Here is a 24,269-nt window from a genome sequence, read left to right on the forward strand (position 1 = left end):
GAAGGACTCCGTCCACGCCTTCAGCACCCGTGCGCCTGCTGTTGAGCTTGGGCGGCGGCTTTTTGGGCGAATTCGGCGCGCAGGGCCTTGAGTTTTTCGCGCGGGTCTTCGCGGGTGGTGGCAGCGTCCAGCGCCATTTCGGCGATGAAGCGGCTGGGCTGGGCGGCGATGGTTTCGCGGCCTTTTTTGCGGCGGCGCGTCCAGCTCACGGCCAGGGTTTGGCGGGCGCGGGTGATGCCCACGTACATGAGGCGGCGCTCTTCTTCGATGCGGGCGGCCGCTTGTGCGCCGCCGCCGTCTTCGCTGGCGCGAAAGGGCAGCACGTCTTCCGTGACGCCGGCCAGGATGACGTGGGGCCACTCCAGCCCCTTGGCGGCGTGCAGGGTGGAGAGGGTGACGACGTCGGGGTCTTGCTCGCGTTCGGCCAGCGAGGAGATGAGCGAGACGGTTTGCGCCACGTCCAGCAGGCTGCTTTCGGCGCGGGCGCTGGCGCCGGTTTCATCGCCCGCCTGACCGCCGCAGCGGGCGGCCATCCAGTCGCAAAACTCCTGCACGTTGTGCCAGCGGGCGGCGGCTTGCTCTTTGCTGTCGGCGCTGTCGAGCAGGTGTTTTTCGTAGGCGATGTCTTGCAGCCACTCGTTTAGCAGCTGGCGCGCGGCGCCGTGGCCCACAGCGTGGCGGGCCTGCTCCTGCTGGCGGCTGACGAGGCGGCCAAATTCATGCAGCGCGGCCACGGCGCGCGCGGGCAGGGCGGCGGGCAGCGAGTGGGCAAAAAGCGCGCCAAACAGCGACAGGCGCGCGCGGCTGGCGAATTCGCCCAGCGCGGCCAGCGTCTGGTGGCCAATGCCCCGGCGCGGCGTGGTGGCGGCGCGCATGAAGGCCGGGTCGTCGTCTTCGTTGATCCACAGGCGCAGCCAGGCGCACAAGTCCTTGATTTCGGCGCGGTCAAAAAAGCTCTGCCCGCCAGAAACCTTGTAAGGAATTTGCGCGCGGCGCAGGGCCTGCTCGAATGCCTTGGCCTGGTGGTTGGCGCGGTAGAGCACGGCAAAGTCGCGCCAGCTGCGCTGCGGCGCGGTGGCGCGCAAAGACTGGATGCGCGCCACGGCCCGCTCGGCTTCGTGCTGCTCGTGGTCGCAGGCCAGCACGCGCACCGGCTCGCCTTCGCCCAGGCTGGAATACAGGCGCTTGGGAAACAGCTTGGGATTGGGGCCGATCACGTTGTTGGCCGCGCGCAAGATAGCGCCGGTGGAGCGGTAGTTCTGCTCCAGCTTGATGACTTTGAGCTGCGGAAAGTCGCGCGGCAGCTGGCGCAAGTTGTCCAGCGTGGCGCCGCGCCAGCCGTAAATGCTCTGGTCGTCATCGCCCACGGCGGTGAAGTTGGCCGCCTGGCCCACTAGCGCCTTCATCAGCTGGTATTGCGTGGCGTTGGTGTCCTGGTATTCGTCCACCAGTGTGTGCGCCAGGCGTGCCTGCCACTTTTGCGCCACTTCGGGCTGCGTGAGCAGCAGGCGCAGCGGCAGGCCGATCAGATCGTCAAAGTCCACGCTCTGGTAGGCGGCCAGGCGCTCGTGGTAGCGGGCCATGATTTGCGCGGTCTGGCGCTCGATTTCGCCCTGGGCCTGCGCGGCGGCTTCTTCGGGCGAGAGGCCCGCGTTTTTCCAGCGGCTGATGGCCCATTGCCACTGGCGGGCCGTGGCGCTGTCGGTGGTTTTGCCGCAGTCTTTGAGCAAGCTCAGCGCGTCGTCGCTGTCCAGAATGCTGAAGCCGGGCTTCAGGCCCAGCGCCGCGCCGTCTTCGCGCAGCAGGCGCACGCCCAGCGCGTGAAAGGTGCAGATGATGACCTGGCCTGCCTCCTTGCCCGCCAGCTGGCGGGCGCGCTCGCGCATCTCGGCGGCGGCCTTGTTGGTGAAGGTGATGGCCGCAATGCGGCTGGCTGGCACGCCTGTTTGCATCAGCCGCGCAATCTTGTGGGTGATGACGCGCGTCTTGCCCGAACCGGCCCCGGCCAGCACCAGGCAAGGGCCGCGCAAATGGTTCACGGCGTCTTGCTGGGCGAGGTTCAGGCCATCGGCGGACATGGGGCGAAGCAGGCAAAAAAGCGGGCAATCATAGGCAGGCGTCCAAGGCGCCGCTGCTGCTGCCTCGCCGCAGGGTGTTGATGGGGCCAAAATGGCCGCAAGTCCTAGTGGAATGGGCGCGAGACGCTATTGAATCAGGAGCAATAGAAGGGCTCAAGAAAGAGCGCCCGAAGCCTGCCCGAGAGCAGGCTCTCACGCCTGCGCCGCGTAAAAGCGCGCCGCCTGCACGCCGCGCGGCGCCAGCGGCATGACGGCGCGGGCAATGGCGTTGATGTGATCGGGCGTGGTGCCGCAGCAGCCGCCCACAATGTTCACCAGCCCTTCGGCGGCAAATTCGTGCACGAGGCGGCTGGTGACTTCCGGCGTTTCGTCAAAGCCGGTTTCGCTCATCGGGTTGGGCAGGCCCGCATTGGGGTAGCAGCTGATGAAGGTGTCGGCCGCAGCCTTGGCCAGCTCCTGGATGTAGGGGCGCATGAGCGCCGCGCCCAGCGCGCAGTTTAGGCCCACGGCCAGCGGGCGGGCGTGGCGCACGCTGTGCCAGAAGGCCGTGACGGTCTGCCCCGAGAGCACGCGGCCCGAGGCGTCGGTGACAGTGCCGCTGATGATGACGGGCAGGCGCTCGCCCGTGGCGTCAAACGCTTGCTCGATGGCAAAGAGCGCAGCCTTGGCGTTGAGCGTGTCGAAGATGGTTTCCACCAGCAGCACGTCCGCGCCGCCCTCAATCAGCGCCAGCGCCTGCTCCAGATAGGCAGCGCGCAGCTGCTCGAACGTGATGTTGCGCGCGCCCGGGTCGTTCACGTCGGGGCTGATGCTGGTGGTGCGCGGCGTGGGGCCTAGCGCCCCGGCCACGTAGCGGGGGCGTTCGGGCGTGGCGTGGCGATCGCATGCGGCGCGCGCCAGCCGGGCGGAGGCCAGGTTCATCTCGCGGGCCAGATCGGCCATGCCGTAGTCCTCCTGCGCAATGCTGGTGGCGCCGAAGGTGTTGGTTTCAATCAGATCGGCGCCGGCGGCCAGGTATTTGTCGTGAATGTCGGCAATCACATCCGGGCGGGTGAGCGAGAGCAGCTCGTTGTTGCCCTTGACATCGCGCGCGAAGTCTTTGAAGCGCTCGCCCCGGTACTGCGCCTCGTCCAGCTTGAAGCGCTGAATCATGGTGCCCATGGCCCCATCCAGAATGACCAGGCGCTTGCTCAAAGTGGCAGGCAAGTCTTGGGCGCGGGTGTAGGCGGGCAGGTTCATGGCGGGCGCAAGGGAAAAAACCGGAAGCGGTCCGGGGAGACAGGCAAAGGGGGCGGATTTTTGCTCCCTCAAACAGATTGCAAACTGGCGCTCACCCTCTGGCCCAGGGGCGCGGGCCGCCCATCACGTGCACGTGCAGATGCGGCACTTCCTGGCCGCCTTCCGCGCCTGTGTTCACCACCACGCGAAAGCCCCCTTCGGGGTACGGCTTGCAGCCTTGCTCCAGCGCCAGGCGGGGCGCAAGGAGCATGATGCGGCCCATCAGCCGCTCATGCTCGCTGCCCAGCTGCGCCATGGAGGCAATGTGCGTTTTGGGCACGATGAGAAAGTGCACGGGCGCCCACGGCGCGATGTCGTGAAAGGCGTACAGCTCTTCGTCCTCATACACCTTGCGCGAGGGGATTTGCCCCGCCACGATCTTGCAGAAGATGCAATCGGCGTCATGCGTATGGCTCATTTCAGTTTTCTCCAGCTGGAGCGGCTTCAGGCGCTTGCGCGCCAACCCAATTCGCTCCTTGATTGATAGCATCATGTCCCGTCAAACAAGCGGCAACCGGCATTTTCTGCGGCCTTAATTCGCTCCTGATTCGCAAGCAAAGCCTAGCGCAGAAAATCGATGCTGGAGCGCTCGCCCAAATCGTCAAAATGCTCCTTCAGCCAGGCGCGCCCCGCTTCGCGCCCGCGCGCAAAGAGGCGGCGCACAAAGGCCGAATCGGCCCGCAGCTTGCTGGCGTTCAGCACCGTCAGCGCCGAGCCGCCGTCCACGCGGTGCATCAGCATGCGCTTGTAGCGGTTCTTGTCCAGGCGGCCTTCGTCCAGCAGGCGCGTCACGAAGTCAATGGCGCGGAATTCGGCCAGCAGCGGCGCATTGAAGGTGATTTCGTTGATGCGCTCCATGATGTCCTGCGCTCCGGCGCTGCGGTCGTAGGGCGCTTCAATCGGGTTGATTTGCACCAGCAGCACATCCACGCTGCGGGTGTTGTAGATCAGCGGATAAATGGCCGGGTTGCCCGAAAAACCGCCGTCCCAGTAATGCTCGCCGTCAATTTCCACCGTTTGATACAGCGTGGGCAGGCAGGCCGAAGCCATCACCGCGTTCGCCGTGAGCCGCTCGCCGGAAAAAATCTCGCCACGCCCCGTGCGCACGTTGGTCGCGTTCACGAACACCTTGATGAGCGACTGGCTTGAAAGCAGCTCGAAGTTCACCTCGCGCTCCAGCAGGCGGCGCAGCGGATTCAGCCCCATCGGGTTCATCTGCGAGGGCGCGAGCCACTGCGTCACCATGGTCATCATCGTCTGCACGCCCGGCACGGGAATGCCCGAGACGAAATTGCCCAGCAGCCCCACGCCGTCCCAAAAGCGCGCCAGCGCTGCGCGCGCGGCCTCGCGCGCGGCCACGCCTTCCAGGCCATCGGCTTGCGCCTTGGCCAGGCCATGCGCCAGCGCCACGGCATTCATGGCCCCCGCGCTTGTGCCGCTGATGCCTTCAAACGTCAGGCGGCCATCTTCCAGCAGCGCGTCCAGCACGCCCCAGGTAAAGGCCCCGTGCGAGCCGCCGCCTTGCAGCGCCAGATTGATTGTTTTGCTCCGTTTTGCCATTTTTTTGCTGCCTCACAAGTTCATGGCGCGGCCCGCGCTCATGCGGACCATGCCTTTGACGATGCGGTAGAGAAACCACACCGAAATCACCGCCCAGGCCAGGTAGCCCGGCACGAAAAGCAGAAAAAACAGCGGCGCCGTGAGCACATACAAAACCCCCGCCCAGATCACCGAGCGGATGCGCCAGACGAAGTGGCTTTCCTGCCAGCTGCCCTGCGCGTCTTCCTTTTTCGCCAGGTCCATCACCAGCGCGATCAGCAGCAGCGTCACGCCGCCTTGCGCGCCCGGCACCACTGCGCTCAGCGCCACGATCAGGTGCAGCGCGTAACTCACCCAGCTCCAGCTTTTGAGCGAGTCGTCGCGCTCGCGGGCGGCCTCGCCGCCTGGCCGGGCGTTTTCCGGCGTCACGTCGATCACGTCGTCGTCCATCACTCTCATGGCATCAGCTCCTTGCCTTCAATGATCTTGCCGCGCGGCCTTTTCCGCCAGCCCGCCCAGCCCTTCGCGCCGCTCCAGCTCGGCCAGCACGTCGGCAGGCGTCAGGCCGAAATACGCCAGCGCCACCAGGCCGTGAAACCACAAATCGGCCATCTCAGCCACGATCTTTTCGCGCGGGCCGCCGTACTCGGCGTCCTTGGCGGCCATCACGACCTCGGCGGCTTCTTCGCCCACTTTTTTCAAAAACGCATCCGGCCCCTTGGCCAGCAGGCGGGCCACATAGCTCGTTTCGGGGTCTGCGCCCTTGCGGCTTTCCACCACCTGCGCCAGGCGTGCGAGCACATCGCTTGAATCAGTCATGGCCTTTGCCCTTGTCTTGGTCCTTGTAGATGCTGTCCGGCGCTTTGAGCACCGGTTCGGCCGCCTTCCAGCGGCCGTCTTGCAGCACGTTGAAAAAGCAGCTGTGGCGCCCCGTGTGGCAGGCAATGCCTGGCTCATGCCCAAGCTGGGTGACTTTGAGCAAGATGACGTCGCGGTCGCAATCGGCGCGGATTTCATGCACCTGCTGCACGTGGCCCGACTCCTCGCCCTTGAACCAGAGTCTGCCGCGCGAGCGGCTGAAGTACACGGCGCGGCCCAGTTCGGCGGTTTTTTGCAGCGCCTCGCGGTTCATCCACGCCAGCATCAGCACGTCGCCCGTGGCCGCTTCCTGCGCAATCGCGGGAATCAGGCCCTGCGCGTCCCATGTCAATTCGTTGAGCCAGTCATCATCAATCATGAGCTTGATTATGGATAAGCGCCGCTTTTGCCGCTCCAGCGGCCGGTTCGAGCCTGGCTGACGGGCCTGCGGCTGATTTTTCTGCTCTACAGCATCAGAAACAGGAGCAAATTCAGATACCCGAAATGCCGCTTCGCGCAAATTCCACTAGGACATCATGCTATTGATTAAGGAGCAAATTCGGGCTTTGGGTCTGTAGAGGCGAAGGAGTGGAATTGGGCATGCCCTGCACTGCGCGGGCAGCCCTTGAAGGCGGGTGGTTTGAAGGCAATGTGAAGCGGCCCGCCGCACAAAGCCTGCGTGCGGCTGGCGTGAAGGCGAATTTCATCGCCTCCGCGCAAAAGGGCGCGATCATCGCGGTCTTTGTCGAGTCTGTTTGCCATCTGTTTTTCAGATGCAAAAAACGCGGCCCCGGGCGGTCTGCGGACAGTCGGGCCCGTCTGCGGCTTTCGCCTTGCGGCCGATCCCGATTTCCGCGCTGTTGTCCTCGCGGCCAGCTGGCAGGCAGGCTCTTTCATTTGAACCGGAAAAGGAAAAAAACATGACCTTGCGCCTGACGGCCTGGCGCGATTCGCTGCTGGCCAAAACCGCTTTGCTCTTTGTGCTGTGGCTTGTGCTGTGCATTCCGCTGAGCGAAATTCTGGGGCTGATTCGCGAGCGCGGCGACAGCCAGCGCAGCGCCGCTGAAGAGCTGGCGCAAACCCACGTGGGCGCGCAGACGCTGGCCGCGCCTTATCTGCTGGTGCCTTATGTGGAGCGCTGGCGCGAGCCGGTGCGCGATGACAAGGGCCAGATCACGGGCGAAGAGTTGCGCCAGCGGCAGGACGTGGCCATCGTGTTCCCCAAAACGCAAACGATGCAGGGCGCGCTGGCCACGCAAGAGCGCTACCGGGGCATTTTCAAAGTGCCTTTCTACCGGCTGACGGCCAAGGTGCAGGGCGAAATTCCCCCGTTTGACGTGGACAGCCTGCCGCATAGCGTGGAAGGCTCGCAAATTGAAGTGGGCGGCGAAGCTGGCGCGCCGGTGCTGGTGCTGTCCATGTCTGATTTGCGCGGGCTGGAAGGCGCGCCGCAGCTTGAAGCCGCCGGGCAGGCGCTGACGCTGGAGCGCGGGCTGCCCCGGGCCGTGGCGCAATCCGCGCTGGCCGCTGGCAGCGTGCAGGCGGCGCTGTCGGGCCAGGCGCTGGATACCTGGCAGCAAGGGCAGGCGCTGCCCTACGTGCTGGATATGACGCTGGCCGGCCAAAGCCATCTGGCCGTGGCGCCGCTGGGCGAGGACACCACGGCGCAGCTTTCATCGGCCTGGCCGCACCCGGGCTTTGGCGGGCGCTTTCTGGCTGCTGAACGCACGGTGAGCGATACGGGCTTTGAGGCGCACTGGCGCATCTCTTCCCTGACCACGCAGGCGCGCGCCCAGCTGGCCGCAGCGCTCAAGCAGGAAAAAGCGGCGAACCTGGAGCGGCTGGAAACCTTTGATGTCACGCTGACGCAGCCCGTGAACGTGTATTCCATGAGCGAGCGCGCGGCCAAGTACGGCGGCCTGTTCATCGCGCTGGTCATCATGGCCGCTTTCATGGTGGAGCTGTTCAAACGCCTGCGCCTGCACCCCGTGCAGTACGGGCTGGTGGGGCTGTCGATCGCCGTGTTTTTCTTGCTGCTGCTGGCGCTGTCGGAAAAAATGGCCTTCGCCTGGGCCTACGCGGGCGCGGCGGCAGCCAGCGTGGCACTGCTGGGCCTGTATTTCAGCGCCGTGCTGGGCGGCGCGCAGCGCGGCGGGGCGCTGGCGGCTTACGTGGCCGTGCTCTACGCGGCGCTGTATGGGCTGCTGGCTTCTGAAAACAACGCCCTCTTGCTGGGCGCGCTGCTTGTGTTCGCCATGCTGGCTGCGCTGATGCTGGGCACCCGCCATGTGGACTGGTGGCAGCTGGGCGGCGGCAAGGAGCGGGGCATCGAGCCGCCTGATTTCCCGGAGCAGGGCTGAGAGCCTGCTCAAAGCCTGTCTGTGGGTGCAAAAGCGCGCCTGGCCCCGCCTGCCAGGCCGCGCCCCAAGGGGGGTGGGTTTCCGTAAGCCGGTTTTCAGGACAAAGGCTGGATGCCCGCCACCAGCCAGCCGCCAGGGCCGGTTTTGGGCTTAGTCATGTTCCAGGCTTCGCGAAATGGGCTGGGGCCGTTGCCGTCTTCGGTGATGAGGCCGCTGAATTCGACGCTGGCCATGTATTCGGCAGGCAGCTCCTCAATGCCCAGCAGCTGCGCTTGCAGCATGTTGACCACGGTCTGGCTGGGCTGGCCGCCGCGCTCGGCCAGGCGGGCGCGGGTTTCGGCCAGCATTTCATCGGTCATCATGGCGCGCAAGGCGGCTTCGTCGCCCTTGTCCCAGGCGGCCTGAAGCGAGATGAAATTGCGCCGCGCCGCTTCGGTAAAGCCCGCAATATCAAAGCCGGCAGGAATGCCCCAGCCTTGCGGGCCGGAAAGGGCCGAGCCGATCATGGAGCCGCCTGCGGTCGTGGCCGCGCGCTCCCACGGGCGGGCGCTGGCATCGTTGCCTACCTTGGCCGGGTTGTAGGAGTTGGCCGCTGGCCAGGCGGGGCCGCCTGCGGCCTGGGCTGCGCTGCCGCGCCGCATGCGCAGCACGGCCATGCCCGCCATGACGAGCAGGGCAATGAGCAGCACATTGGCAAAGCCCTCGCCCAGCCCCAGGGCGTTGGCCAGCCAGGCCAGGCCCAGGCCAGCGGCCAGGCCGCCCAGCAGGCCGCCCCACTGGCGGCGCGGCTGTTGGGCGGCCTGTTGCTGGCCGGGCGCGGCTGGCTGCTGGCGGGCCGCTTCGCGCTGGGTGACCTGGCTGGACTGGCGGCCCGCCGAGCGGCCGCCGCCCAGGCGTGCGGCCCCGGCGTCGAAGCTGAATGCGGCCAGCAGCGCAAAGGCCAGCGCCAGCGCAATGAGGCGCATGATGTGTTGCAGGAAGTGGCGCGCGGGGCGACTCGGGAAGGCAGATGTCATGGCAGGTGTCTCCTGGTCAGAAAAAAGAAAAGGGTTCGCGCGCCTGAAGAAGGGGGCGCAAAGCGGGGATTCAAGCGGGGATGCCCGGGCAGACGGGGCGAAGGTTGCCCGGCGCGGACAGACCGCAAACAGTCTCTCAGGCCCAAGCGGGCGGCGATGATAGGACCGGAAGACGCACCCGCGCCAAAGCCTGCTTGCCATCGGACAGAAGGCAAACCGATTCTGATGAGCGGATAGCCGGGCGGCCAACAGGCTTTCAGGGGCATTTCTAGAATCGCGGCCAGTCCACTCAAACCGCACCAGCTGATTTTCATGAACGTCATTCATCCGGGCGCTTTTCTCACGCTGCATTACCGCCTTGCGGGGCCGCAAGGCGATGTCGTCAATACCTTTGCGGGGCCGCCGGCCACGCTCACGCTGGGCACAGGCTCGCTGGCGCCCGCGCTGGAGCAGCGCCTGCTGGGGCTGGCCGAAGGCGCGCGCGCCACATTCGAGCTGCCCGAAGGCGAAGTGTTTGGCCAGCGCAACCCCGACATGATCCAGTGGCTGCCCCGCAAGGAGCTGGACGAGCTGGACGCGCCCGACGCCGCCTATGCCGTGGGCGAAGTGCTGGAGCTGGCGCGGCCTGATGGCCAGGGCACTTTTGCGGGCGTGGTGCTGGCCGTGCGCGGCGATGGCGCGGTGCAGCTGGACTTCAACCACCCGCTGGCAGGCCGCCCCGTGAGCTTTGAAGTGCAAATCATCGGGGTGATGAATGACTGAAGCGGCGGACGCCGCCAGCGGCATTGCAAGCGCTGTTGCAAGCCGCATCGAAAACGGCATTGAAAACGCGCAAGGCCAGGATGCCGAAGTGCTGCTGGCCGCGCCGCGCGGCTTTTGCGCCGGCGTGGACCGGGCCATTGAAATCGTGGAGCGCGCGCTGGCCAAATTCGGCGCGCCCATCTATGTGCGCCACGAAATCGTGCACAACACCTACGTGGTCAATGACCTGAAAGCCAAAGGCGCCATCTTCATTGAAGAGCTGGACGACGTGCCGCCCGGCGCCACGCTCATCTTCAGCGCCCACGGCGTGCCCAAGGCCGTGCAGCGTGAAGCCCAGCGGCGGGGCTTTCGCATCTTCGACGCCACCTGCCCGCTGGTGAGCAAGGTGCATGTGGAAGTGGCCAAGCTCCACAAGGAAGGCTACGAATTCATCATGATCGGCCACAAGCGCCACCCCGAAGTGGAAGGCACGCTGGGCCAGCTGCCGCCCGGCACGATTCACCTGGTGGAAACGGAAGAAGACGTGCAGCGCGTGCAGCCCTCGCAGACCGAAAAACTGGCCGTCGTCACGCAAACCACGCTCAGCGTGGACGACGCGGCCAGCATCACCGCCGCCGTGAAAGCGCGCTTTCCGCAAGTGCGCCAGCCCAAGCAGCAAGACATCTGCTACGCCACGCAGAACCGCCAGGACGCGGTGAAAGTGATGAGTCCGAAGGTGGATGTGGTCATCGTCGTGGGCAGCCCGACCAGCAGCAACTCCAACCGCCTGCGCGAAGTAGCCCGCCGCCTGGGCACTGAAAGCTACATGGTGGACAGCGCCGAAGACCTGCGCCCCGAATGGGTGCAGGGCAAATCCCGCATCGGCCTGACGGCAGGCGCGTCAGCCCCTGACATTCTGGTGCGGCAGGTGATTGAGCGGCTGCGCGCGCTGGGCGCGGTATCGGTGCGTACGCTTGAAGGCGTGCAAGAAAGCATGAAATTCCCGCTGCCCAAGGGGCTGAAGCTGGACGGGCAAGAAGCCAGCGGCCTCCAGCACCTGCGCTGAGAGCCTGTTTGCCACCCGCCCGTGGGAGCGCAAAGAGCGTGGACAGGGAGAAGTCTGCGGCCTTGCAAATCCCCGCTGGGCCGCAAGGGATGAGGCGCTGGCAGCGAGCGCATTGATTTGCTCTTTTATCTATAGCTATATGTCCTAGTGAAATCAGCGCAAGGCAGCATTTGATCCCCTTCAATTTGCTCCTGTTTCTGATGTGTTTGCAGGCTGCAAGCAGGCTCTGTGGCAAGGGCTGCGCCGTGATGGGCGTATCTACAATTGCCAGCTTTGTATAAACACACGGCAAGGATCGCCATGCAAACCCAACTGGGCAAATGGGGCAACAGCACCGGCTTGCGCATTCCGGCGGAAATGCTGGTTCATCTGGGCGGCGACAAGAATGCACGCGTTGAAATCAGCCCGCTGCCTGAAGGCGGGCTGCTGATCAGGCCCGTGGCGCAGGCGCAGCCGCGCAGCAAAACGCCTGCCGAATGGGCCGAGCAGTTGCGCGCTTTGCAACGCTCCATGCCCGTGGGCCACTCCGTCGTGCGCCAGATGCGCGATGAAGAACTGTGAGCCGCACGCGCATGACCATCGCCCGCACCTATGTGGATACCCCCGTGCTGATGGCCCTGGTGTGCCCCGAACCCGAATCGGAGCGCGCGCTGCGGTGGCTGGGTTCCTGCCAGTGGCAGGAGCTGCTGATTTCGCCTTGGACGCACGCTGAACTGGCTGGCGCTCTGGCCGTCAAGCAGCGTTTGCGGCAGCTCAGTGCGGCCAAGGCGCAGCAGGCGCTGGAGCAGGGCCGCTCCTTTTTGTCCAACGTGCCGTGCGCAGACATCACCCTGGCTGACTTTGATGCCGCTGCCACGCTGTGCGCCCCTGCTGCCGCCAGATTGCGCGCGCCGGATGCCCTGCATCTGGCCGTGGCCGCGCGCAGCGGCTGCAACGCGCTGGCTACTTTTGACGCCGGCATGCAAAAAGCCGCCCGCAAGCTGGGGCTGGCATCCGTCTCTTTTTGAAGCCCTTTTCTTTCCAGAACATGACTACACAAAACCTCCTCGTCGAACTCTTCACCGAAGAACTGCCCCCGAAGGCGCTGCAAAAGCTGGGCGAAGCCTTTGCCGGGCGGCTGCTGGAGCAGCTGCGCGCGCAGGGCCTGGTCGCCGAAGGCGCGCGGGCCACGCCTTACGCCACGCCGCGCAGGCTGGCCGCGCACATCACGCAAGTCAAGGCCCGGGCCGATGACCAGCCGCGCCGCATCAAGCTCATGCCCGTGAGCGTGGGGCTGACGGCAGACGGCCAGCCCACGCCCGCGCTGCTGAAAAAGCTGCATGCCGTGGGCGCTGACGCCGCCGCCGTGCCCCGCCTGCAACGCGCGCCGGACGGCAAGGCCGAGGCCCTGTTTCTGGACAGCGTGGCGCCCGGCGCGAGCTTGCAGGCCGGTTTGCAGGCGGCGCTGCATGAAGCCATCGCCAAACTGCCCATTCCGAAGGTGATGACCTACCAGCTGCAAAGCGGCACGCCCCTGCCCGGCTGGGACAGCGTGCAGTTCGTGCGCCCCGCGCATGGCCTGCTGGCGCTGCACGGCGCGGATGTAGCGCCCGTGACCGCGCTGGGCCTGACGGCGGGCCGCCTCACGCACGGCCACCGCTTTGAAGCGCAGGCCGATCCCATCGAAATCGCCCATGCCGACGACTACGCCCGCGCCCTGCGCGAGCAAGGCGCGGTGATTGCCAGCTTTGCCGAGCGCCGCGCCGACATTGCCGCGCAATTGCAAGCGGCCGCCGCACAGGCCGGACAGCAGCTGGGCGAAGAGCTGACTCCCATTCAGGACGAGGCCCTGCTCGATGAAGTCACCGCCCTGGTGGAGCGCCCCAAGGTGCTCATCTGCCAGTTCGAGCCAGAGTTTTTGCAGGTGCCGCAAGAGTGCCTCATCCTCACCATGAAGGCCAACCAGAAGTACTTTCCGCTGCTCGACGGCGCAGGCCGGCTCGCCAACCGCTTTCTCGTGGTCAGCAACATCAGCCCGCAAGATGCCAGCGCCGTCATTGGCGGCAACGAGCGCGTGGTGCGCCCGCGCCTGGCCGACGCGCGCTTTTTCTTCGAGCAAGACCTCAAAAAAACCCTGGAAAGCCGCGTGCCCGGCCTGGCCAAAGTCGTCTATCACAACAAGCTGGGCACCCAGGGCGAGCGCAGCGAGCGCGTGCGCCAGATTGCCCATGCCATCGTCCATCAGCTGCGGCAGGCGCAATACCCCTACACGCCCGAAGACAAAAGCGCCTTTGACGCGCTGGACAGCAAAGTCCAGCAAGCCGCGCGCCTGGCCAAGTGCGATTTGCTCACCGACATGGTGGGCGAGTTTCCCGAGCTGCAAGGCGTGATGGGCGGCTACTACGCCCGCCACGAGGGCCTGCGCGACGGCGTGGCCATCGCCATTGAAGACCACTACAAACCGCGCTTTGCGGGCGACGCCCTGCCGCGCAACCACACCGGCTGCGTGCTCGCGCTGGCCGACAAGCTCGAAACCCTGGTGGGCCTGTTCGGCATTGGCAGTCTGCCCACGGGCGACCGCGACCCCTTTGCGCTGCGCCGCCACGCGCTGGGCGTGCTGCGCATCCTGGGCGAAAAGCGGCTGCCGCTGGAGCTGCCCGCGCTCATTGCCGCTGCCGTGCCCGCCTTTGGCAGCCTCATACAAGACCCCGCGCAGCCGCTGCTGGCCTTTTTTGGCGACCGCCTGGCCGTCAGCCTGCGCGAGCAGGGCTACAGCGCGCAGGAAGTGGACGCCGTGCTGGCCCTGCCGCTGGGCCGCCTGGGCGATGTCGCCGCGCGCCTGGCGGCCGTGCGCGCTTTTGCCGCCCTGCCCGAAGCCGCCGCGCTGGCCGCTGCCAACAAGCGCATCGGCAACATCCTGAAAAAAGCCGAAGCCGAAGGCCCCGTGGACGCCCACGTGAACGACGCCCTGCTTCAGGAAGATGCCGAAAAAGCCCTTTACGCCGCCATGCAGGCCACCGCGCCCGCTGCCAGCGCGCAGTTCGAGGCAGGCGACTACACCGCCAGCTTGCAAACCCTGGCCGCCCTGCGCGCGCCCGTGGACGCTTTTTTTGACGACGTGATGGTCAATGCCGAGCAGCCCGATCTGCGCCTGAACCGCCTGGGCCTGCTCAAGATGCTGCACCAGGCCATGAACCGCGTGGCCGACCTGGCCCGGCTGGCGGCCTGAGGCAGCCCCCCCATGAGCGCCCCCGCGCCCGCAGCGCAGCAGCCGGCTGCACCGCGCACGCCGGAGCAGGATCGCGCGGCATGGCGCGCGCTGATCTGGACGGCTGCCCCCGTCATCGCCACCCTTGCGCTGCGCGCCAGCCTGCACGGCCACGCGGGCGAAGCCATGCAAGGGCCGCATGGCGCGCTGCAACCCTTGCGCGAAGCCGCCCAGGCCGCCAGCGCCGGGCAGGCGCTGTGGCTCGCCGCGCGCCCCTTCATCCTGTCAGCGGCTGCCTTGCTGGCCTTGTGGCTGGCAGGCCGCCAGGCGTTGCGCCGCTGCGGCTGGCAACGCTTGCGCCCCGCCGCCCTGGCCCTGTGGCTGCTGCTGTGGCTGGCCGCCGCAGCCTGGCTGGTGGCCAGCCACCTCAACCGCACAGGCCGCAGCGCCCAGCCCGCGCAAACCGCACAAGTGCTGCTCGTGCGCGAAATCGCCCCCACCTCGCGCGGCCCCGGCGGCGCCGAGGTCTATGTGCAGACCGGCCCCGGCGCCCCCGCGCTGCGCGTGCTGGCCGAGGGCCGCGCCATGTCCGACTTTCCGCAGAACAGCGCCGTCACCCTGCGCCCTTGGCGCGGCCGCTGGTGGGGCCGATGGGCGACGATAGAGCGCGCTGGCGAGAACTGAAAAGGGCTGGGCATCCGCCCGCAGGCTGTCTGTGGATGCGGAAAGCGTGAACTCAGGTGGCAGGCTTCGGCAGTCCTGGGTTGTGCCAAGCCTCGCCGGACCACAAGGCGCGCCTGCGCCTTGCAGCCCATCCCGAACTGCCGCTCCTCAAGGCCAAACTGCGGGCCAGGCCGTGAACCGGTTTCAAAAGGCAATCGGCTCCCAAAACCATGGCCGCCCCGGCCCGTGCCACAGACGCCACGCAGACGCCAGAGCGGACGCAGCGGATGGAAACGGCCCCAGGCAGGCTCCGCATGCCAGACACAATCAAAAAAGGAGCAGATTTGAGGGGCTGAAACGCAGCCTTGCGCAGATTCCACTAGGACATCACGCTATATATAAAGGAGCTAAAAGCCATGCCCTCGACTTGATTCATCCGCAGGCGGCTTTTCTTCCCATCTTTGAACCGCGCTTTGCCCCCTGCGGTCTGGCCATGAACAGGCCCCAGCGGTAGCCGTCAGGCGGCTTCCTTGGCCTGCTGCGCAGCCAGGCGTTCGGCCTTGAGCATCTTGGTTTTGATGCGGTTGCGTTTGAAGGCGGAGAGGTAATCGATGAACAGCCTGCCCTTGAGGTGGTCCATTTCGTGCTGAATGCACACGGCCAGCAGGCCATCGGCCTCGATTTCGCGCGATTGGCCGTTTTCATCCAGCGCCCGCACCTTCACTTGTGCGGCGCGTTCCACGCCGTCATAGACGCCGGGAATGGATAGGCAGCCTTCCTCGCCCTTGACGCGCTCTTCGCTGGCCCACAGCAGCTCGGCGTTGATGAGCGCGATGGGCTGGTTGCGTTCTTCGGACACGTCAATGACGATGACGCGCTCATGCACATCAATCTGCGTGGCGGCCAGGCCGATGCCCTTGGCCTCGTACATGGTTTCGAGCATGTCGGCCACCAGGGTGCGGATGCGGCCATCCACCGCCTGCACGGGCTGCGCCACTTTTTGCAGGCGCGGATCGGGAAAGTGAAGAATGGGAAGAAGCGCCATGAAGCTTAGAGAACCTGTTCACAGTCGGCCCGTGGTTTGCGGGAAGCGGCCCGGCTGACCAGCCTGTGCGCAAAAACCACGGCAAATGACGCAGCCAGCTTAAGCCGGCTGCAAAAAATGTGGCTATTTTCTTTATTTTTTGCTTTTCGCGTTGGCTTCACGCGCCACATCCGTTGCTCCGACACATTCGTTGAATGCAAAATACAGGCGCTTAGTCAAGAATACAAGCTGCAAAACAATGAAACACACCTTTGCGGATCTCCCCAAGCGCCTCGCTCTGCCTGCCCTGGCGGTGCTGGCCGCCGCCGTGGCCCTGCCCGCCCAGGCGCGCTTCCCCAACTACCCCATCACATCGCAGCAGCGCGCTACCGCACAGAAAGTGGCGCAAGACGGCGTGCCGTTGTCCGCGCTGGCGCCCAACGCGCCAGACGAATACACGGTGAGGCGGGGCGATACGCTGTGGCGCATTTCAGGCTTGTTTCTGCGCTCGCCCTGGCGCTGGCCTGAACTGTGGGGCATGAATATCAACGACATTCGCAACCCCCACCTGATCTATCCGGGGCAGAAGCTGTATCTGGACAAGTCCAATGGCCGCGCTCGCCTGCGCCTGATGCGCCCGCTGGACGGCACGAATGGCACGGTGCGCGTCACGCCGCAAACCCGCGTGGAAATGCTTGACAGCAGCCCGCTGCCCACCTTGCAGCCGCACATGATTGAGCCGTTCCTGACCGAGCCGATCGTGGCCGATCTGGAAACCTTCGAGAAAGCGCCGCGCATTGTTGCCCGCACCGAAAAGCGCGTGCTGGTGTCCGAGGGCGACCGCGCCTACGCGCGCGGCCCGAAGGATGCGCCGCTGAAAATCACGCCGAATGAGACCACGCTCTACCGCGTGTTCCGCCGCGCCGTGCCGCTCAAGGACCCTGAAACCGGCGAAATCCTGGGCTACGAAGGCCAGTTCGCGGGCAAGGTGAAACTGGTGCGCAACGAAACCATTCTGGACGAGCGCGACAAGAAAAAAGCCAACAACGAGCGCGATTCCGAATTTGACCCGCCCCGCGTGCCCGCTTCCGGCATGCGCAGCGCTGGCGAATACACCGATGCCGAGCTGATCCGCATGGGTTACATGTCGGCGGATGGCTCCACGGTCAAAGGCACGCCCGTGCCCGCCACGGTAGACGTGATCAGCACCAAGGAAGAAATCAAGGCGGGCGACATCCTGGTGCCCGAGCCGCCGGAAGAATTCCGCAGCTACACGCCGCATGCGCCGCTGTATCCGGTCAATGCGCGCGTGGTCTCCATCTACGGGCCGGGCGTGAACTACGCCGGCTCCTTGCAGGTGGTGGCCATCAACAAGGGCCTGCAAGACGGCGTGGAAAAAGGCCAGGTGCTGGCGCTGTACACCGTGGGCAAGAACATCAAGGACAAAACGGATGGCAACCGGATCATCCGCCTGCCGGATGAGCGCAACGGCATCGGCATGGTCTTCCGCGTGTTCGACCGCGTCTCCTACGTGCTGGTGATGGAATCCTTGCTGCCCGTGGAAGTGGGCGACAAGCTGATCAATCCCACCGACATGGAAGGCGCCGACATCGTGAACTGATCCGGCGGGCGTGCCGCGCCGCATTCCTGCCGTAACCGGTTTTCCCAACCGTCTTTCCGCGCCCGCCGCCCGGCCCCTTCCGGACGGCGGGTTTTTTCATTCAGCTGCGCCATCTTTTGCCCCGCCATGCCTCCTGACGAACTCGCCGCCTGGCTGCGCCTGACGCTCACCCCTGGCGTTGGCAATGCCACGGCCCGCCGGCTGCTGGCCGCCTTTGGTCTGCCGCAGCGGGTGTTTGCGCAAAGCGCCAGCGCCTTGCGGCAAGTCGTCACGGCCGCCCAGGCTTCGGCGCTGCTCCAGGAGCCGCCCGGGCTGCCCGCCCAAATTGAAACCACCTGGCAATGGCTGATGCAGCCTGGCGAAGAAGCTGGCGGGCCGCAGGATGCCGCCGTCACGCGCAGCATCGTCACGCTGGGCGATGAGAACTATCCGCCCAGCCTGCTCGCCACGGAAGACCCGCCCCTGCTGCTGTATCTCATGGGCCGCTGCGACTGGCTCCAGGCCACGGGCTGGCCTGCCGCGCTCGCCATCGTCGGCAGCCGCAATCCCACGCCGCAAGGGCAAATCAACGCCCGCCAGTTTGCGCAGGCGCTGGCCGGGCAGATGTCCGTCGTCTCCGGCCTGGCCCTGGGCATCGACGGCGCGGCGCATGAAGGCGCGCTACAGGGCGCGCAACCGGAGCGGCTGGCCACCATTGCCGTCATCGGCACGGGGGCCGATCGCGTCTATCCGGCGCGCCACCGCGATCTGGCCCACCGCATCGCCCGGCAAGGCCTGCTGGTCAGCGAATACCCGCTTGGCACGCCGCCAGTGGCAGCCAACTTTCCCAAGCGCAACCGCATCATCTCCGGCCTTTCGCTGGGCGCGCTCGTGGTGGAGGCAGCGCTGCAATCGGGTTCGCTCATCACGGCGCGGCTGGCTGCGGAGCAGGGCAAAGAGGTCTTCGCCATCCCCGGCTCCATTCACGGCACGCAATCGCGCGGCTGCCACGCCCTCATCCGCCAGGGCGCCAAGCTGGTGGAAACCGCGCAAGACATTCTGGAAGAGCTGCGCCTGCCTGCCTCCCGGCCCGCGCCCGCTGCACCCGCCACGCCCGCCCCATCCACGGCGCCCACCGTCAGCGCCCCGCCGCCAGCCGGAGGGCCGCACGCCAGCCTGCTGACCGCCCTGGGCGCCGACCCGGCCAGCCTGGACGCTTTGCAGGCACGCACCGGCTGGCCCACGCCCCAGCTGCAAGCCGCCTTGCTGGAGCTGGAACTGGCCGGCCAGGTTGGCCGCCTGCCCGGCGGCTTGTTTCAGCGCTTGGGCGCGGCCTGAGAACCCCGGTTCGCAATCTGTCCGTGGCAGCAAAAGGCGCGAAGCCGGGCCGTCTCGAGCGTTGCGAAGCCGGGCCGCGCCAGCGTCAGAACCCGGTTGCAGCCTGGCTGCGAGCCTGGGCAGGCAGGCAAAAGGCTGCGCCCCGGAACGGGTTTCACAGGCTGAATGGCATCAAAAACAGGAGCAAATTTAGGGGATATAAAAATGCCTCTCGCGCAGTTTCCACTAGGACGTCATGCTATGGATAGAGAAGCAAATATCGCCCTCTACGCATGTCTGATCCTGCTCAAGCCGCCCTTTCACTCCTTCCACCCCTCCACAGTCAGCCTCTGAACAAGCTCCAGGGCCGCCGCACACCGGCCTGCGGCCCACCGCTACGGATGAAAACAGGCCCGGAGCAAGAAGCGAAGCAACAAAGCATTACATCCCGGCTGCCGCCACAGTCTTGCAAGCGGCCCAATGCGGGGCATCTGCGCAGGCGGCGCATGGCAGACATGCGCGCGGCCGGGCCGCCCGGCCCGGTCTTTTCCCCGCTTTTTCCCAACTGCAAACAAACCCTGAAAGGAAGCCGTCCCATGAACAAAATCCTGGTTGCCGTGTTTGACACCGAAACCGCCGCCTATGAAGGACTGAGCGCCCTCAAGGAGCTGAACGCCAGCGGCGACATCACCCTCAACGCCACGGCCGTCATCGCCAAAAGCGCCGACGGCGCGCTCGGCCTGCGCCAGGCCGCCGAACAAGGCCCCGGCAGCACGGCGCTGGGCCTGGTCACCGGATCGCTGATCGGGCTGCTGGCAGGCCCTCTGGGCTTGGCGCTGGGCGCCACCGCTGGCGGACTGACGGGGCTGCTGCTGGACTTGCGCCGCGCAGGCATGAGCGAGGAATTCGTGCAGGAAGTCAGTGAAAAACTGGCGCCCGGCAAATCCGCCGTGCTGGCCGACATGGATGAAACCTGGACCGTGCCCGTGGACACCCGCCTGGAGCCGCTGGGCGCCGTCGTCGTGCGCCACCTGCGCGCCGAAGTGGAAGAAGACCAGCTAAACCGCGAAGCCGCCCAGATCAAAGCCGAGCGCGCGCAGCTCAAGGCCGAACTGGCCGAAGCCAGCGACGAAGCCAAAACCAAAGTGCAGGCGCATTTGCACGCGCTGGAAAAAAAGGCCCAGGCCCTGCAAGCGCGCGCGCAAGCCGCCCTGGAAGACATACGCAAGGAAGCCGAACACAAAACCACCGCCATGCAGGCGCAAATCCAGACGGCCAGCGAACGCCAGAAAGCCAAGGTGGAACAACGCCTGAGCGCAGCCAAAGCCAGCTATGAAGCGCGCACCGCCAAACTGAAGCAGGCTTGGGAAAGCTTCAAACAGGCCCTTTCATGAGAGCAGGGAAGGTGCTAATTCAGCTCCCATTTCAATAGCGTGATGTCCTAGAGAAACGGGCGCAAACGGCATTTTCTTAACCTCAGAATTTGCTCCTGTTTTTGACATTCTCAGCCCGGTCCGCGTCCCGCCGCGCGCCGGGCTTTTTCTCGCCAGCCAGCCTGCGCCGCCTTGCGGACAGGCCATGAGAAAAGCCGCTTTCCCGCCGCTTTTGTGCGCGGCCCTGCGCCGCCCAGCAGCTTTGGGGCGGCGGCATCTTTGAGCAGCGGCATCCGGATCAGCCCGTCGAAAAAGCCCGACTGCCCCCCAAGGCGGGCTTGCTCCCTCGCTATCCATTCAAAAAAAGTACACCGCCTGCCCAAAAATGTGAAACATTTCAGCGCCAAGGCCTCTGTCGCAGCCGAACGCGATTAGCACACGCACTCGCACGCATTCATACGCATGCCGTAACGGCCTGCGCTGCTTTCAAACCATCTTTCCGCTGAGGCCCTTCATGAAGGTGGCCTCGCTCCAGCCGCTGCAACCACTGCCGCCACCGCCGCCGTCACCTGCCGCTCCCAGCGCCGCGCCCGCCCCGGCAGCGCCCCGGCGCGAGCCGCACGGCCATGAGCAGCCGCCTCATTCAAGCCCTGAACCTGCGCTCCAGCCTTGCCTTGCCGAGTCTGACGTACCGCTCACACCTGGCGCCACGCTGTCCGGGCTGATCTTCAATCACAAGGCTCCCGTGCAAGTGCCGCTGGATCTGGAGCCTATTGCCTACAAGCCTTCGCTCCCCATCATCGGCGGCGAGCAGCTGGCGCCCGTTTCGCCCGTCGGCGCTCCCGGCGCTGCTTCCAATTCGGCGCCCACGGCCAGCCGCGAGGAGATTGCGGCGCTGGAGCTGCTGCTGCGCTCGCCCGAGAGCCAGGCCATCGTGCGCGACTTTGGCAGCGCCAGCGCATCCGCGTCCGGCGTGCCCGGCGGCAATGCTGTGGCCGACAGCATCATTCAGCGCTACGGGCCTGATCTGGCCGCGCGGCTGAACCAGCTGCATCAGGCGCAAAACGCCGTGCGTCAGCAGTATCTGGATGCAATGAATGCCATGCGGCAGGCGCGGCTGCCCACGCAGAGAACGCCTGAGTGGTATGAGGCGGCAAATGGCAGAAGTCTGCCGGGCTGGCACTTTGTTGAAAACGGCGTCAGGTTCGCTGGCAGCCCCACGGATATTCCGACGGGGTTCAGGTTTGGCGACACGGGGCACTGGGAGTTTGACCCCATTGACTTCACCCGCCACTGGGCCGCAGGCGATAGCCCGGCGCAGCGCGCCTTTGCCAGCCTGTATGGCCCTGATCCGCTGGAGTTCCGCTACGAGCGCCGCGACAGCCTGAGTGCGGGCATGAATGTGCGGCAGCACTACTACCTGGGCGAGCAGCAGCTGGACATATCGGACGTGCGCAACCACGGGCGCGGAGAAACTTTCAGCGAGCCATGGCGGCATCTGCGCGATCCGGCCACGGGCCATGAATACATCGTCACCAACACCCGCCCTGACAGCCGCCTTGAGCCGCTCGGAGGCGCCATTGATCCGGCGCGCCCGCCCAATCTGTATCACCCCGAAGCGGTGTGGTTCGACCCCGTGCATGGCTGGGTGACCGACCCGGGCAACATCAAGGTCAAGCGCGACTGGTTTGACCGCCTTGTGGGCTTTGCCGCCACCTCCTTTTTTGCCGTGGTCAGCGGCGGCGTGGCCGGGGCGCTGACTTCCAGCCTCATCGGCCAGGCGGCCTTTACCGCAGCGGCCACGGGTCTGATGCAGCAAGGCACGAGCGGCGATGGCTTTAGCTTTCGCGACGTGCTGCGCGGCGCTGTGGGCGGGGCGCTGACGGCGGGGCTGACGCAAGCGGCCGGACTGGGCGGCGCGGCCAGCGCGGCCAGCGCAGGCGAGCGGCTGATGCGCATCACCGGGCAGGCCACCATCCAGGGCGCCATTCAGGATGTGCTGGGCGGCAACTTCCGAGACGGCTTTGTGCAAGGCATGCTCTCGGGCGCGGCAGGCGAAGTGCGCGCGCGCATTGACGCCAGCATTGCCAGCCAGCTGAACCTTTCGGCCAGCCAGCGCAGCATGATGCACCTGCTCTCGCGCGCCACAGGCAGCGCCTTGCAAGCGCTGGGCAATCCCAATGACCCGGCCGCCGCCTTCGCGCAGGACTTTCTGGGCAGCGTCATGAGCGGCCTGCCTATGCCGCAGGCGCAAAGCCGCGCGCCTCAGGCGCCGTCACAAGATGCCGCCGCGCAGGGGTCGCGCCAGGGCGCCAATGCACAAGAGCGCCCCGCCGCGCAAGCCGCGCAGCCGCAGACCAAACCAGCCGCGCAATCTGTCACCGTGGCCGCAGGCGACACGCTGGAGAGCCTGGCGCGGCAGCTCTACGGCAGCCGCTGGAGGGCGGGCCTGCCGGTGCTGATGGCCGACAACCAAATCACCACCAACGCCTGGGGCAGCCCGCTGATTCGCCCCGGGCAAAGCCTGCAAGCCAGGCCTCTGGATGGCTTGCGCGCCAGCCAGATCGAGCAACTCTCGCGCCTGGGCGGACAAGTCATAGGCCGCAACGCGCGCGGGCTGAACTTGAGAGAGCAGATCGAGCGCATCCGCGCGCAAGCGCCTGCTGCGCCTGCAACGCCCATGCGGCCCTCAAAGCCAGCGCTGCCAGAGTGGGCCAGGCCGCAGGATTTGGCTCCGACCGTGGAAAACGCCAGAAGGCTGGGGCTGCCGGAGACAACTCGGCCTGCAGCAAACCGCAGGCCTTCCGCTGAAAGGCCTGCAAACGAGCCGCCTGCCTTGACTCGCTATCTGGATCACGCAGGCCGGGCGGTCAATGCTGCTGTCAATGCCATTGCCGAGCCGGTGGCGATGGCCGTTGATCTGGGAATGGCTGGAGTGGGCGCTGCTTACACGGCAACTACGGGCAAGCCCGCAGACATGCCTTTCATCAGTTTCGCCAGCCAGGATGTCGCAGACGGAGCCACGGCGGCAGATTTGCTCAATGGCATGAATCCGGTCTATGGCCTGATGGTCACGGCGCATGAAATTGGGCGCGCCATTAGTTTCAATGACACCGGCGCTCTGGCGGAAATCGGCGGAGGAATGGTTGGGAGCATGGTTGGTCCTAATAGAACACCGAGACCCTTTACTCCCACAATGAGAGGAATTACATCTCTTTCTGCACATAACGTACGTTTTTCTCAAAGCACGATTTCGTATCACAGAATTGATCGCTCTACAAACTTGCCATATACTTATGACGATCTTGTCGATAATATGAGAAATTATGGTTGGAGAGGTGATCCAATAGATGTGGTTCATATGCCAGACGGCATTTTGACGAGTGTAGATAATACCCGTTTAGCCGCAGCCAGAGAAGCAGGGATCAATATTCAGGCAAATATTCATGGTTTTAATGATCCATTACCTGACGAGTTTTACCTGACCAGACGCTTTGGCGATGCGAGAACTTGGGGGGAGGCTGTCCTGTATAGAATCAGAAGGCAGCGTCCTCCTGTTTTTGAAATTGACAATCCGAATGGTGCAGTCAGACGCCCGGTACTAAATGGAGGAAAGAATGAATAATTCAATAATAGGCATGGATTTTTTTAAAACGGAGACATTGCCGGAATATTTTTCTTTTCCGCCTGATTTCGTTAATTTCATATCATTAAAAAAACCGCCTAATTTATTTCCATGGTGGCTTATGTGCCATTATCCAGGCACATCGGATGCTTGGCTCAAGCTACTCAGAAGAAGTTATCCGGCGCGGCAATTAATTCCTTTTGCCAAATATGATTATACAGATGACATTGCCTGCTTTGATGCAAGTTTACCTTCTAAAAATCCAAGCGTCTATTATATTCACATGTTTGCCACACCAGGCTGGGAAAATCGTGGAAATGTCATTGATTTTAATGCTTGGCTGCAAGCTGCTTTAGAAGATGCACGTCGCGATAAAGAAGACGTGCAATAAATAAATATGTATACATATTTGATCTGGGATCACTCTCATGTGACATATTTTAATAAATATTAGCTTTTAAGGAGTTTGTCGGACCGGAGGATGAGCTGTTCACCAGCCAAATGGAGTGCGCCCACATTGCCAGCCGGCTGAACCTTTCGTCCA

General features: G+C 65.0%; 22 protein-coding genes. 12 read left to right on the forward strand and 10 right to left on the reverse strand.

Going from position 1 to position 24,269, the window contains the following annotated elements:
* Nucleotides 1-20: 20 nt before the first annotated feature.
* The 8 genes from C1720_RS05960 to C1720_RS13660 all read right to left on the reverse strand — a co-directional run bounded on the left by C1720_RS05960 (nt 21) and on the right by C1720_RS13660 (nt 6,675).
* Nucleotides 21-2,078 (reverse strand): ATP-dependent helicase, encoded by a 2,058-nt coding sequence (locus tag C1720_RS05960; RefSeq protein WP_102283563.1) that lies wholly within the window; start codon nt 2,076-2,078, stop codon nt 21-23.
* A gap of 192 nt (nt 2,079-2,270) precedes the next feature.
* Nucleotides 2,271-3,317, reverse strand: a complete 1,047-nt coding sequence (locus tag C1720_RS05965) for a homocysteine S-methyltransferase family protein (protein ID WP_102283564.1) — start codon at nt 3,315-3,317, stop codon at nt 2,271-2,273.
* 91 nt (nt 3,318-3,408) lie between these two features.
* A complete protein-coding gene (locus C1720_RS05970) occupies nt 3,409-3,774 on the reverse strand; it encodes a histidine triad nucleotide-binding protein (protein WP_050716447.1) in 366 nt (121 codons plus the stop codon).
* Between the two features lie 143 nt (nt 3,775-3,917).
* Nucleotides 3,918-4,916, reverse strand: coding sequence for a patatin-like phospholipase family protein (locus tag C1720_RS05975; RefSeq protein WP_102283565.1), 999 nt, complete (start codon nt 4,914-4,916; stop codon nt 3,918-3,920).
* 12 nt (nt 4,917-4,928) lie between these two features.
* On the reverse strand, nt 4,929-5,345 hold the full coding sequence (locus tag C1720_RS05980; RefSeq protein ID WP_102283566.1) for a DUF4870 family protein: 417 nt from the start codon (nt 5,343-5,345) through the stop codon (nt 4,929-4,931).
* 27 nt (nt 5,346-5,372) lie between these two features.
* On the reverse strand, nt 5,373-5,714 hold the full coding sequence (locus tag C1720_RS05985; RefSeq protein WP_102283567.1) for a phosphoribosyl-ATP diphosphatase: 342 nt from the start codon (nt 5,712-5,714) through the stop codon (nt 5,373-5,375).
* Nucleotides 5,707-6,132, reverse strand: coding sequence for a phosphoribosyl-AMP cyclohydrolase (hisI, locus tag C1720_RS05990; RefSeq protein ID WP_102283568.1), 426 nt, complete (start codon nt 6,130-6,132; stop codon nt 5,707-5,709). Before hisI ends, C1720_RS05985 begins: the two co-directional genes overlap by 8 nt.
* A 390-nt stretch (nt 6,133-6,522) precedes the next feature.
* Entirely contained in the window at nt 6,523-6,675 is a 153-nt protein-coding gene (locus tag C1720_RS13660) for a hypothetical protein (RefSeq protein ID WP_158241649.1), read from the reverse strand.
* Here C1720_RS13660 and creD point away from each other — a divergent pair.
* Nucleotides 6,674-8,113, forward strand: a complete 1,440-nt coding sequence (gene creD / locus C1720_RS05995; protein WP_102283569.1) for a cell envelope integrity protein CreD — start codon at nt 6,674-6,676, stop codon at nt 8,111-8,113. The genes C1720_RS13660 and creD overlap by 2 nt on opposite strands.
* A gap of 95 nt (nt 8,114-8,208) precedes the next feature.
* On the opposite strand, the gene C1720_RS06000 is transcribed toward creD, so the two are convergent.
* On the reverse strand, nt 8,209-9,078 hold the full coding sequence (locus tag C1720_RS06000) for a Tim44 domain-containing protein (RefSeq protein ID WP_102284534.1): 870 nt from the start codon (nt 9,076-9,078) through the stop codon (nt 8,209-8,211).
* 363 nt (nt 9,079-9,441) lie between these two features.
* Here C1720_RS06000 and C1720_RS06005 point away from each other — a divergent pair, with 363 nt between their 5' ends.
* The 6 genes from C1720_RS06005 to C1720_RS06030 all read left to right on the forward strand — a co-directional run bounded on the left by C1720_RS06005 (nt 9,442) and on the right by C1720_RS06030 (nt 14,807).
* The gene (locus C1720_RS06005; RefSeq protein WP_102283570.1) at nt 9,442-9,891 is read left to right on the forward strand and encodes an FKBP-type peptidyl-prolyl cis-trans isomerase; all 450 of its coding nucleotides are present in this window, start codon (nt 9,442-9,444) and stop codon (nt 9,889-9,891) included.
* Complete coding sequence (gene ispH, locus C1720_RS06010; RefSeq protein ID WP_102283571.1) at nt 9,884-10,936, forward strand: 4-hydroxy-3-methylbut-2-enyl diphosphate reductase; 1,053 nt, start codon at nt 9,884-9,886, stop codon at nt 10,934-10,936. Before C1720_RS06005 ends, ispH begins: the two co-directional genes overlap by 8 nt.
* Nucleotides 10,937-11,236: 300 nt before the next feature.
* On the forward strand, nt 11,237-11,497 hold the full coding sequence (locus tag C1720_RS06015; RefSeq protein WP_050715073.1) for an AbrB/MazE/SpoVT family DNA-binding domain-containing protein: 261 nt from the start codon (nt 11,237-11,239) through the stop codon (nt 11,495-11,497).
* A gap of 11 nt (nt 11,498-11,508) precedes the next feature.
* Nucleotides 11,509-11,943: a type II toxin-antitoxin system VapC family toxin gene (locus C1720_RS06020; protein ID WP_146006893.1), complete on the forward strand. Its 435-nt coding sequence runs from the start codon at nt 11,509-11,511 to the stop codon at nt 11,941-11,943.
* 20 nt (nt 11,944-11,963) lie between these two features.
* Nucleotides 11,964-14,144: a glycine--tRNA ligase subunit beta gene (gene glyS / locus C1720_RS06025; protein ID WP_102283573.1), complete on the forward strand. Its 2,181-nt coding sequence runs from the start codon at nt 11,964-11,966 to the stop codon at nt 14,142-14,144.
* Nucleotides 14,145-14,156: 12 nt separating this feature from the next.
* On the forward strand, nt 14,157-14,807 hold the full coding sequence (locus C1720_RS06030; protein WP_102283574.1) for a hypothetical protein: 651 nt from the start codon (nt 14,157-14,159) through the stop codon (nt 14,805-14,807).
* Between the two features lie 496 nt (nt 14,808-15,303).
* On the opposite strand, the gene def is transcribed toward C1720_RS06030, so the two are convergent.
* Nucleotides 15,304-15,831, reverse strand: coding sequence for a peptide deformylase (gene def, locus C1720_RS06035; RefSeq protein ID WP_102283575.1), 528 nt, complete (start codon nt 15,829-15,831; stop codon nt 15,304-15,306).
* A gap of 238 nt (nt 15,832-16,069) precedes the next feature.
* Here def and C1720_RS06040 point away from each other — a divergent pair, with 238 nt between their 5' ends.
* From C1720_RS06040 to C1720_RS12890, 5 genes are all read left to right on the forward strand, one after another.
* Nucleotides 16,070-17,431: a LysM peptidoglycan-binding domain-containing protein gene (locus tag C1720_RS06040; RefSeq protein WP_102283576.1), complete on the forward strand. Its 1,362-nt coding sequence runs from the start codon at nt 16,070-16,072 to the stop codon at nt 17,429-17,431.
* Nucleotides 17,432-17,557: 126 nt separating this feature from the next.
* Nucleotides 17,558-18,748: a DNA-processing protein DprA gene (gene dprA, locus C1720_RS06045; RefSeq protein ID WP_102283577.1), complete on the forward strand. Its 1,191-nt coding sequence runs from the start codon at nt 17,558-17,560 to the stop codon at nt 18,746-18,748.
* 575 nt (nt 18,749-19,323) lie between these two features.
* Nucleotides 19,324-20,121: a DUF1269 domain-containing protein gene (locus C1720_RS06050; RefSeq protein ID WP_158241650.1), complete on the forward strand. Its 798-nt coding sequence runs from the start codon at nt 19,324-19,326 to the stop codon at nt 20,119-20,121.
* A 493-nt stretch (nt 20,122-20,614) separates the two neighbouring features.
* Nucleotides 20,615-23,725, forward strand: a complete 3,111-nt coding sequence (locus C1720_RS06055; protein WP_102283579.1) for a LysM peptidoglycan-binding domain-containing protein — start codon at nt 20,615-20,617, stop codon at nt 23,723-23,725.
* Entirely contained in the window at nt 23,718-24,116 is a 399-nt protein-coding gene (locus C1720_RS12890) for an SMI1/KNR4 family protein (protein WP_146006894.1), read from the forward strand. Before C1720_RS06055 ends, C1720_RS12890 begins: the two co-directional genes overlap by 8 nt.
* Nucleotides 24,117-24,269: the final 153 nt, after the last annotated feature.

It is taken from the genome of Ottowia massiliensis, from assembly GCF_900240305.1.
Taxonomy (GTDB): Bacteria; Pseudomonadota; Gammaproteobacteria; order Burkholderiales; family Burkholderiaceae_C; genus Ottowia; species Ottowia massiliensis.